We start from the raw sequence: 10278 nt of genomic DNA on the forward strand, positions 1-10278 counted from the left end.
AAAATGTTTAGAAAGCGGATACAAAATTAAAAGTTTTATTTTATAAAAAGGGAGCTAAAAAAACTCCCACAAAAACTTGACTCAATCTTAGGAAGTTTAACATTTGACAATATCAATTAATGACGTTATCATTTAGTGTAGAGGCGATAATATATGAAAACCCAGGATAAAATTCAAATACGTGAGTTGTTACAACAGTTGGTAAGGGACTTTGGACTTCTTCAGAAAGATGGTTCTGACTGTTGTGGAATTACAGTATCGCAAAGTCACATTGTCTATGAGTTAAGTAAGAGTCCGAATATATCTCTACAGACATTGGCAGAAAAGTTAATCATGGATACAGGACTTTTAAGTCGTCAGGTTAATAAATTGGTTGAGCTTCACTTCATCTCAAGAGTTCCAGACCCTAATGATAGAAGATATGTCCTTTTGTCACTTACAGATGAAGGGGAATCGAAAGCAGATGAAATTTCCAATCAAATGATGGAGTATCTCGGTAATATTTTCGAGCACATACAGGAAGATAAGCATCAACAGGTTTTAGAAAGTCTAAGTTTGCTATTGGTTGCAATGAACAAAAATAATGGGTTAGGTAGTTGTGCCACCAAATAAGGTGGCCTTCATTAAACAATATAGTTGATAAAGTCAATTAATGAAAAAGTCAATTAAGGGGATGGAAAAATGATTAGGAAAGTAGAGAAAAGGGATTTATCGGCTATATTAGAGATTTATAATCAAGGAATTGAAGATGGAATAGCCAGCTTTGAAGAAGAATCTAAAGACGAAAACTATATTTACAATTGTTTTAATCTTCATAATGGAAGATATTGTGCTTTCGTAGCAACCAATGAACAAGGAGAAATTATGGGGTGGGCTTCGATTAACCCATACAATAGTAGGGCTGCTTATGATTGCGTAGGAGAAATATCCATATATATACATAGGGGATTTAGGGGCCAAGGACTAGGACAGCAACTATTACATGTCTTAGAAGAAGAAGCAAAATCACAGGATTTCTACAAACTAGTGCTCTCTACATTTCCTATAAATACTTTAGGCCAAGGTTTATACCGAAAACTAAACTATAGGGAGGTTGGATTATTTAAAAATCAAGGAAGATTAAGAGGCAAATTTGTAGATGTAATGATAATGGAAAAGTTGCTTTTTGATCAAGATTACTATTTGTTAAATACAAAGGAGAGTAATTAATATGTCTGATTTTATCTTATCATCTTGCTGTCAGCCATCGGATGAAACTCAAGAAAATACAACTATCAGTAAAGAACTACCTATTGCTATTATTGGGGCAGGTCCTGTAGGTTTAGCTGCTGCAGCTCATTTGATTCAATATAAGCAAAAAGTGATTGTTCTAGAAGCTGGAACAGAAGTGGGAGCAAACATCCTTACTTGGAAGCATATAAAACTATTCTCACAATGGAAATACAACATCGATAAAGCAGCATCTACTTTATTAGAGAGAGATGGATGGGAACAACCGAATCTTGAGGAAATACCTACTGGTAAAGAACTCGTGGAAAATTATTTAATCCCTTTATCAAAGATTCCAGAATTACAAGAAGTAATAGCTTTAAATACAAAAGTCATTTCTATAGCCAAAAAAAATACCGATAAAATGAAGACAGCTAACAGAGAGAATGTCCCATTTGTTATTTATACAGAGTATAAAGGGACTATTCAAGTTCTTGAGTCAAGAGCTGTCATTGATGCTACTGGTACATGGGGAAATCCTAATCCAGCTAACTCCAATGGAGTTTGGTTAGAATCAGAAAAATCCCTGAAGGACAACATTTTTTATGGGTTACCTGATATCTTGGGAGAAAGTATAAACCGCTACAAAAATAAGAAAGTAGCAGTTATAGGAAGCGGTCACTCTGCCATTAATGCTTTATTAGAATTAGGGATTTTAAAGGAAAAGAACCCTAAAACAGAAATTATATGGATTATCCGCAAAGAACGGGTAGAGGATGCATATGGTGGAGAGGAAAAGGATGCCTTAGAAGCAAGAGGATTATTAGGCAGCAGGATTCATGGATTGGTGGATAAAGGGATCGTTCAAGTACACACTTCCTTTAGAGTAGATCAGTTGATAAAAAGGAATAATACCTCAACGCTAAATATTATAGGAGAAGTGAACGGTGTAAAGCTGGAAATTGAATCGATTGATGAAGTTATTGTCAATACAGGAAATCGACCTAGTTACTCTTTTTTAAATGAATTACGTACAAAAGTTGATTTTGCTACTGAAAGTGTAGAGGCAATTTCTCCTTTAATTGATCCTAATTTGCATAGCTGTGGAACAGTTCGTCCACATGGTGAAAAAGAATTGAGGCAGCCTGAGAAGAATCTATATATTGTTGGATCTAAAAGCTATGGTCGAGCTCCAACCTTCTTAATGGCTACAGGATATGAACAGGTACGTTCAATAGCAGCATTTATGGCAGGAGATATAGAATCTTCTGAAAAAGTAGAGCTAGATTTACCTGAGACAGGGGTTTGTAGCGTGAGTTTCTCTAATATTACACCTAATAATAGTTGTGAGACGAATTCGTGTTGCTCCTAATAATTAAGAGTGAGGGTTATATATGGTTATAAATAAAGGTGGCAATCTAAGTAAAGATTATTTTAAAGCTTACTTGAAATTAATCATGAATAGTTTGGAAGTTTCCATTGAATTAGCAAGAGAGAAGGCTTTTGCAAGATTATTTAGCAATAAAGAAAATACACTTGGATCTATATCCTATAGTAATTTCATTCGAGCTTATTGCGAATTAGAGAAGGAAATAGCTCATTAATTAAATATACTATTGAAAAGAGAAAATAAGAGTTTAACTAACTCTTATTTTCTTGCATACTATGACTACTCCATTTAGTATAAAGGTAATTCAAATGGAACGGATGATTATACATGACTATTGAACAAATAGATACTATTGCGAATATTTTGAAACTACTAGGTGATAAGACAAGGTTATCCATAATGGGAATGCTAATGATAAATGACTGCTGTGTATGTGAATTTGTGGATGTGTTTCAAATGTCACAGCCAGCTATAAGTCAACATTTGAGAAAATTAAAAGATGCTGGTCTGGTTAAAGAGCAAAGAAAAGGCAAATGGGTTATCTATTCTCTAGAGCAAGGAAATCAATATTTCCCTATGATTAAAAACATTTTAAATTACATTCCAAATCAAAATGAAAAATTTATTTGGCTTGAGGAAAACGGAATGCGTATTTCTTGTGAATAAATAAAATAATAAGGGTTAATGTGGTTGACATTAACTTTTTTTATAATTAACATATAAGCATATAATTATATACGCAAATGAGTTCTTCATTAATATCTTTGATTGGTTACATGAGTACCATTTTTTTTTGAAGATACTAAGGGAGGTAAATAAATCTGGCAACTGTAATGGATATAAAGGATACTGCAAATGTATTAAAGCTTTTAGGAGATAAAACAAGATTATCTATGGTAAGCATGTTGGATGAACAGGAGTGTTGTGTCTGTGAATTTGTTGAACTTTTTAATATGTCACAACCTTCTATTAGCCAGCATTTACGGAAGATGCGAGATCTTGGAATTGTTAAAGAACAAAGAAAAGGTCAGTGGGTGGTTTATTCTTTAAACACAACAAGTGAATACTACGTATTAGTTAAAGAGTTATTAAAACATGTTCCAAGTCAGAGAGAAAAATTACTATGGCTAGAGGAAAAGGGTTTAAGAATTATATGTAATTAATGGAGGTTAACAGCTTTGTTACAAACTATATTAGCAATAATTATCTTTTTAGTAACACTGACATTAGTTATCTGGCAACCGAAAAATCTTTCGATTGGTTGGTCAGCATGTGGCGGGGCAATATTAGCTCTTCTTGTTGGTGTAGTTGATTTCAATGATGTCATTGACGTAACTGGAATTGTTTGGAATGCAACACTTGCATTTGTCGCAATCATTATTATTTCTTTAATCTTAGATGAAATAGGATTTTTTGAATGGGCAGCTTTACATATGGCAAGAGTTGCTGGTGGTAATGGACTCAAGATGTTTGTTTACGTTGCTATTTTAGGTGCTATTGTTGCAGCGTTTTTTGCAAACGATGGGGCAGCACTAATTTTAACACCAATCGTTTTAGCGATGGTTAGAGCTTTAAAGTTAGACGAGAAAATGGTTTTTCCGTTTATCATTGCAAGTGGTTTTATAGCAGACACTACATCATTACCTTTAGTTGTTAGTAATTTGGTCAACATTGTTTCTGCTGATTTCTTTGATATCGGATTTGTAGAATATGCATCCAGAATGATTGTGCCAAATATTTTTTCTTTAATAGCAAGTATCCTGGTGTTGTACTTATATTTCCGTAAAAGAATTCCAAAGGTTTATGATTTAAATCAATTAAAAGTACCACAAGAAGCAATAAAAGATTTAAAGATGTTTCGTTTATCTTGGATGATTTTAGCTGTTTTACTTATTGGCTATTTCGTGAGTGAATTCCTGTCTATTCCAGTCTCAATCATAGCAGGTGTAATTGCGATTATTTTCCTTGTATTTGCAAGAAGAAGCGCTGCTGTATCTATTAAGAAAGTAGTAAAGGGTGCTCCGTGGGCAATTGTATTCTTCTCTATTGGAATGTATGTCGTAATTTATGGATTGCGTAATGTAGGTTTAACAGACCTGCTATCTAGTGTTATTCAAGCAGCTGCAGACCAAGGATTGTTTGTTGCAACCATGGGAATGGGATTCATTGCAGCAATCATATCGTCCATAATGAATAATATGCCAACTGTACTTATTGATGCATTAGCAATTGCAGATACAAATGCTACAGGAGTAATAAAAGAAGGGTTAATTTATGCCAATGTTATTGGATCTGATTTAGGTCCTAAGATTACACCAATTGGTTCATTAGCAACGTTGTTATGGCTCCATGTTTTATCTCAAAAAGGTGTAAAAATATCATGGGGAACTTATTTTAAAACAGGTATTGTCTTAACTATTCCAACCCTTTTGATAACTCTAATCGGCTTATATCTGTGGCTTTCCATTCTTTCATAAATGAACGGGAATTGTTAATTATACAGAGTAATATTGATACTAATTTTGGAGGATATAAATATGAAAGTACTAATTATAGGATCTGTAGCAGCAGGAACATCTGTAGCAGCAAAGGCACGTAGGAACGATGAAAATGCGGAAATCACTCTATATAATGCAGACTATGACATTTCTTATTCCATATGCGGTATTCCTTATTTTCTAGGTGGAGAAGTAGAAAATCTGGAAACATTAACTCCAAGAAGTGCTGCTTGGTTTAAAAAGCGATATAACGTAGATATTTTTACTCGTCATGAAGTAACTACAATTGATGCCGAGCAGAAGAAAGTTCAAGTGAAGAACTTAGATACAAATGAAATAAAAGAAGACTCTTATGATGTATTGGTTTTTGCAACAGGGGCTTCTCCAATTAAACCTGATATTGATGGAGTAGATGGAGAGCATGTTTTCCAAGTTCGTACGATACAAAATACAGCAGCTATTGATCAATATATGAAAGCAAACCAACCAAAGAAAGCAACCATCATAGGAGCTGGCTATATTGGATTAGAAATGGCAGAACAGCTTACTCATAGAGGTTTAGAGGTAACAATCGTACAACGTAGTAATCATGTAATGGCACATATGGATAAAGATATCGCTTCACGAGTGGAAGAACACTTAGTTAAAAAAGGAGTCAATCTCATCTTAAATGATGAGGTAACTGCGATAAGCAAGAAGGAAGTACAAACTAAATCAGGAAAAGCTATTGAAACGGATATTGTTATATTAGCTACGGGTGTTCGTCCAAATACACAATTGGCTAAGGAAATCGGTGTTGAAATTGGTAGTACTGGAGCTATTGCAGTTAACTCCAAAATGCAGACTAACCTTCCTGATGTTTATGCTGTTGGTGATGTTGCTGAAAGCTACTCCGTTATTACAGGAAAACCTATCTATCGTCCATTAGGAAGTACAGCTAATAAAATGGGAAGAATAGCTGGAGATGTAATAACGGGAGGTTCTTTAGAACACCGAGGTATTTTAGGTACTGGTATCTTAAGAGTATTTGATTTGGCTGTTGGTCAAACAGGTATGAATGAAGTAGAAGCATTAGAAGAAGGCTATGATATCGAAATACTTCATAATATTAAACCGGCTAGAGCAGAGTACCTCGGAGGAAAAGAATTAGTTATTAAAGCAATTGCTGATAGAGAAACTGGCAGAATATTAGGTGTACAAATAGTTGGAGAAGAAGGTGTAGATAAACGGATTGATGTATTTGTAACAGCAATGACGTTTAAAGCAAAAGCAGAAGATTTATTCCATCTAGATCTTGCCTATGCACCTCCATTCAGTACAACAAAAGATCCAGTAATGTACACTGGAATGGCTCTGCAAAATGCTATTGAAAAGAAAAATAAGCTAATTACACCAAAGGAACTAACGGAGAGAATAGAAAAAGGAGAAGCTCTTCAAGTAATTGATACCAGAGCACCAAAACAACATAATGTATCAAAAGTGGAGAGTGCAATAAATATACCACTAGGTGAATTACGTGTGAAAAGTAGAGAGCTTGATCGTAACTTACCAACCGTAACTTACTGTAATGGTGGAGTCACTGGGAATGCTGCACAAAATGTTTTGCGTAACTTAGGGTTTAATGATATATATAATCTTTCTGGTGGAAATAAGAATTACCAAAATTATATGAAGAACAAATAATAATTAACATTTAGACCTCGGGTGTAGAGTACTTGGGGTCTTTTTTTGCAAAAGTGTTATATATCCAATACTAAGTTAAGAAGAAGAGCTTGTAAAAAAATGTACTTAAACAAATGAGTGCTTCCCTTGAATTATTGGAACTTCTCTTCCTTATGTCGCTATGGGAGCAGAATAATTATACAAGGTGATTATTATGATTTTTTCGTTCCAGATAGAAATTGATATAATGAACTCTAATCAAACTTACAATCTTGTTTCAAAAGATAAAGAGATGGTGAAAGTTAGTAATTTTGAAAGATAGCGAAGTTTCAATGTATTTCGCTTATTGTAATGAATGATGAAGCATATCTTGGTATAATTGACTATGAGTGTTAACATTTTGTTATATATGGATAAATGAGGGATTTGAATTGGCGTTAAATTTATTGTTACATAAAAAAAATGATATAAAAAATGATAATTTAATCGTACTGATACATGGACTTGGTGCATCTGATAATACATGGAAACAGGATGGTATTTCATGGATAGATCTATTTTTAACTGATGATACATTTAAAAATGTAGATGTAGCGGAAATAACTTATGATACATTCCATTTAGCAAACGGATTATTGGCTCTAATGGGAATTAAAAAACTTAAACTAGGTAAATTTAAAAGTTTTTCTGTTGGAAAAGGTCCTTTTACTACTATTGAAACTTTGGCTAGGGAATTAAAAAGAGAAATTGACTCGAAAAAAATTAAGCAATATAAAAATGTATTATTAATCGGTCATAGTATGGGTGGATTAGTAGCTATAAGATATATTCTCGAGGAACTTGAACATAATCAAACTCATAATGTAAAAGGTATGATTAGTTTAGCTACACCATATAATGGTTCTTCATTTGCTTTATATAATCAATTAATAAAGAGTATAAACAAGCATGCTCAAATTCCATCTTTAGAGCCTAATAGCAGTTTTTTAGATGAAACGATAAGATTATGGCAAAAGCATTTAGAAACAATTAATTTAGATTTTAAATTTTTCTTTGGAACAGAGGATACTATTGTGCCAGAAAACAGCGCCATTCCACATATTGTCAGATCGAAATGGACAGGAGGAATTCCTCTTCCAGGAGATCATAGTGGGATCTTAAAAGTAGAAAATCATAGTTCTATAAGTTACAGACATGTTAGTGAAGCAGTAAATGAGATTTTTGAAAGAGATATTGTATTAAAAAAAAAAATAATAGATGAGCAAAGAAAGCTAACTTTAGCAAAATCTATTTCACGACTTAAGGCAAATGGTTTGGATAAAGAACAAGCTTTATATTTTTTAGAGAATAAACACTATAATTTTGAATATTTAAAGCCAACTGACGAAAAACGATTAGTAGTAATAGAAGGTGAGTTTGGACTAGGTAAATCTTTTGCTATTGATAAGATTTATTTAGATTTGTTATTAAGAGCAGAGAATGAATTTGATTTTCCTATTCCGATAAGTATAAATGCAGCACAATTAGACATTGACGTTCAAAAGTATCTAGAAAAAATAGTTCTTGATAAATCAAAAAGATACTGGATTATAGTAGATGGAATGGATGAAGTATCAGTATCAATCGCATCAAATATATTAGAAAATATGCGTATTGCTATTGAAAGATGGGATAATCTCTGCATAATCCTTACAAGCAGACCATTAAGTATTTTTGCTAATATCTCTGAAAAGATAAGAATGAAAGGTTTGAATGAAGATGAAGCATTAGAGATAGTAAATTTTATCAATAATCAGCAAAAACTTTATCATTTTTACAATCTACCTAAAGACATAGAAGTAGTAATTCAACGTCCTCTTTTCGCGATTTTACTTGGATTATATTTAAGAAAAACAAATAATATAATCCCAAATACCAGTGGCTAACTACTAGCATACTTAATAGAAAACGCCTTTAAAAATGTAGAAATAAATGAATCAAATACAAATCAGTTACTAATGAATTTAGCTATGATAAGTACTAGCAGTGGAAATGTTCCTGTTAAAAAGACTGAAATAGGTGACATTGTCGAAGTTAGGAGTCTCTTAAACAGTGGTTTGATTATTGAAGAAAATGGTTACATATCATTTGTTCTTCCGATATTGAATCAATGGTTTGCTGCTAAGTCGTTATCCGAAAATATGATAAATATTAATCACATAATTGAAAAGGGTACTTTAGATTACTGGAAATATCCTCTTATTATTCTAATTACCATATTTAAGGAGGATACTATTGACAATATTCTTCGCGAAATTGTAGAAAAGGTACCAGGTTTTGCTTCAGTACTAATAGAGGAAAGTATAAAAAAATGGGGAATTCATAATGATATAACCTCTTTATCAACACAAGAATGTGGAGAAAAAATTAGAATGACCATGAGTTCTTGGATAAAATCTTTAGGCATCTTAGCTGATATTATTGCACCAGTGGATATGAATCGAACTATCCTACCTATTGGAATAATGAAAGATGACGAATGGTTATATATATCTTGGTATAGGGGAAGAAAAAAACTGCCTGAAATCAATATCCTAGATGGAAATAAGATTGAATATGACTGGCTAAGTTATAAAGGAGCTAGACCAGGTGATAGATCAAGTTGGTATTGGAGATGGACATTCGAGGAATTAAGGGGTAAATTAACAAAAATAATTAAAAATAAGGCATTGCCCATCTGTACAGAGATAATTTATAAAGAATTAATGTGGAGCACTTCCTTAAAAATAGTCAGGAAAGGCTCTTTATACACCAAAAGTATCAGTATAAATGAAATAAAATCTAGAATTGAAAAAGAATATCAGAATATTTCAGATATAAATGTAAATAAAAAACGAGTTCCAATGTCATTGTATAAGGATTACATTGCAAATTTAGAGATTAAAGGTATTAATGTTGTAGAATGTCCGATACCTGGGGAGGATATTGAAAATCCTAAAGACAATTGGGTATGGAGTGCCTACTCCGATGAACAGCTATATATAAGAACTGTAAAAATTTATAAAGAAGTGATTATTGGATATAAAGAGATTGTTGAAACATTCTTCCCATTATTAAAAAATAGGTTAAGGAAGTTTGTACTTTATCCTTTTACTCTAAAAGGAGATTTACAAGCACCTAAAGAAACAGATGGATTCTCTGCGGGTCCGGGATTAAATTGGCACTTAGAACCTTTGCCATCAGATTATAAAGATTTTATTTTAGATATCCAATTTACAAAAGAAGATTCAGATGATTTTCATCTTGATGATAATATTATCTATGAAATTGGTAAAAAAATTAAAGAATATCGTCGAGATGATTGTATGTGGTTAAGTGTGACTCGTACTGGTCAAGTATTAGATATATTCGAGGATACACCAATAACTGACATTATTTATAAATGGCTAGAGTATGAGTAAAATGTTTGTGGGAGAATAAATATCCTTTTTGTCTAGTTGGGGGACGAGTCCCCCAACTAGACAAAAAGGCCACCAAGCG

General features: G+C 32.8%; 10 protein-coding genes. All 10 read left to right on the forward strand.

The window, feature by feature from the left end:
* The first annotated feature begins 153 nt into the window (after window positions 1-153).
* Window positions 154-612: a MarR family winged helix-turn-helix transcriptional regulator gene (locus tag ACTNDN_RS23805; RefSeq protein ID WP_016204934.1), complete on the forward strand. Its 459-nt coding sequence runs from the start codon at window positions 154-156 to the stop codon at window positions 610-612.
* A 69-nt stretch (window positions 613-681) separates the two neighbouring features.
* The gene (locus tag ACTNDN_RS23810) at window positions 682-1209 is read left to right on the forward strand and encodes an arsinothricin resistance N-acetyltransferase ArsN1 family A (protein ID WP_016204933.1); all 528 of its coding nucleotides are present in this window, start codon (window positions 682-684) and stop codon (window positions 1207-1209) included.
* Between the two features lies 1 nt (window position 1210).
* The gene (locus ACTNDN_RS23815) at window positions 1211-2581 is read left to right on the forward strand and encodes an NAD(P)-binding domain-containing protein (protein WP_109769256.1); all 1371 of its coding nucleotides are present in this window, start codon (window positions 1211-1213) and stop codon (window positions 2579-2581) included.
* Window positions 2582-2603: 22 nt separating this feature from the next.
* On the forward strand, window positions 2604-2813 hold the full coding sequence (locus ACTNDN_RS23820) for a hypothetical protein (RefSeq protein ID WP_016204931.1): 210 nt from the start codon (window positions 2604-2606) through the stop codon (window positions 2811-2813).
* Window positions 2814-2926: 113 nt separating this feature from the next.
* Window positions 2927-3265: an ArsR/SmtB family transcription factor gene (locus ACTNDN_RS23825; protein WP_016204930.1), complete on the forward strand. Its 339-nt coding sequence runs from the start codon at window positions 2927-2929 to the stop codon at window positions 3263-3265.
* Window positions 3266-3432: 167 nt separating this feature from the next.
* Window positions 3433-3762, forward strand: coding sequence for an ArsR/SmtB family transcription factor (locus tag ACTNDN_RS23830; protein ID WP_016204929.1), 330 nt, complete (start codon window positions 3433-3435; stop codon window positions 3760-3762).
* A 15-nt stretch (window positions 3763-3777) separates the two neighbouring features.
* Window positions 3778-5076, forward strand: a complete 1299-nt coding sequence (locus ACTNDN_RS23835) for an arsenic transporter (RefSeq protein ID WP_016204928.1) — start codon at window positions 3778-3780, stop codon at window positions 5074-5076.
* A 60-nt stretch (window positions 5077-5136) separates the two neighbouring features.
* Window positions 5137-6780 (forward strand): FAD-dependent oxidoreductase, encoded by a 1644-nt coding sequence (locus tag ACTNDN_RS23840; protein WP_016204927.1) that lies wholly within the window; start codon window positions 5137-5139, stop codon window positions 6778-6780.
* A gap of 410 nt (window positions 6781-7190) precedes the next feature.
* Complete coding sequence (locus ACTNDN_RS23845) at window positions 7191-8684, forward strand: alpha/beta fold hydrolase (protein WP_251628546.1); 1494 nt, start codon at window positions 7191-7193, stop codon at window positions 8682-8684.
* A gap of 72 nt (window positions 8685-8756) precedes the next feature.
* On the forward strand, window positions 8757-10199 hold the full coding sequence (locus tag ACTNDN_RS23850) for a hypothetical protein (RefSeq protein ID WP_349205456.1): 1443 nt from the start codon (window positions 8757-8759) through the stop codon (window positions 10197-10199).
* Window positions 10200-10278: the final 79 nt, after the last annotated feature.

This window comes from Niallia sp. HCP3S3_B10, from assembly GCF_052064465.1.
In the GTDB taxonomy this organism is placed as follows: domain Bacteria; phylum Bacillota; class Bacilli; order Bacillales; family Cytobacillaceae; genus Niallia; species Niallia hominis.

Excerpts from the sequence above, each read along its gene's own strand:
- ACTNDN_RS23805 (WP_016204934.1), top strand. The coding sequence starts at position 154 with ATGAAAACCCAGGATAAAATTCAAATACGTGAGTTGTTACAACAGTTG.
- ACTNDN_RS23810 (WP_016204933.1), top strand. The coding sequence starts at position 682 with ATGATTAGGAAAGTAGAGAAAAGGGATTTATCGGCTATATTAGAGATT.
- ACTNDN_RS23815 (WP_109769256.1), top strand. The coding sequence starts at position 1,211 with ATGTCTGATTTTATCTTATCATCTTGCTGTCAGCCATCGGATGAAACT.
- ACTNDN_RS23820 (WP_016204931.1), top strand. The coding sequence starts at position 2,604 with ATGGTTATAAATAAAGGTGGCAATCTAAGTAAAGATTATTTTAAAGCT.
- ACTNDN_RS23825 (WP_016204930.1), top strand. The coding sequence starts at position 2,927 with ATGACTATTGAACAAATAGATACTATTGCGAATATTTTGAAACTACTA.
- ACTNDN_RS23830 (WP_016204929.1), top strand. The coding sequence starts at position 3,433 with ATGGATATAAAGGATACTGCAAATGTATTAAAGCTTTTAGGAGATAAA.
- ACTNDN_RS23840 (WP_016204927.1), top strand. The coding sequence starts at position 5,137 with ATGAAAGTACTAATTATAGGATCTGTAGCAGCAGGAACATCTGTAGCA.
- ACTNDN_RS23850 (WP_349205456.1), top strand. The coding sequence starts at position 8,757 with ATGAATTTAGCTATGATAAGTACTAGCAGTGGAAATGTTCCTGTTAAA.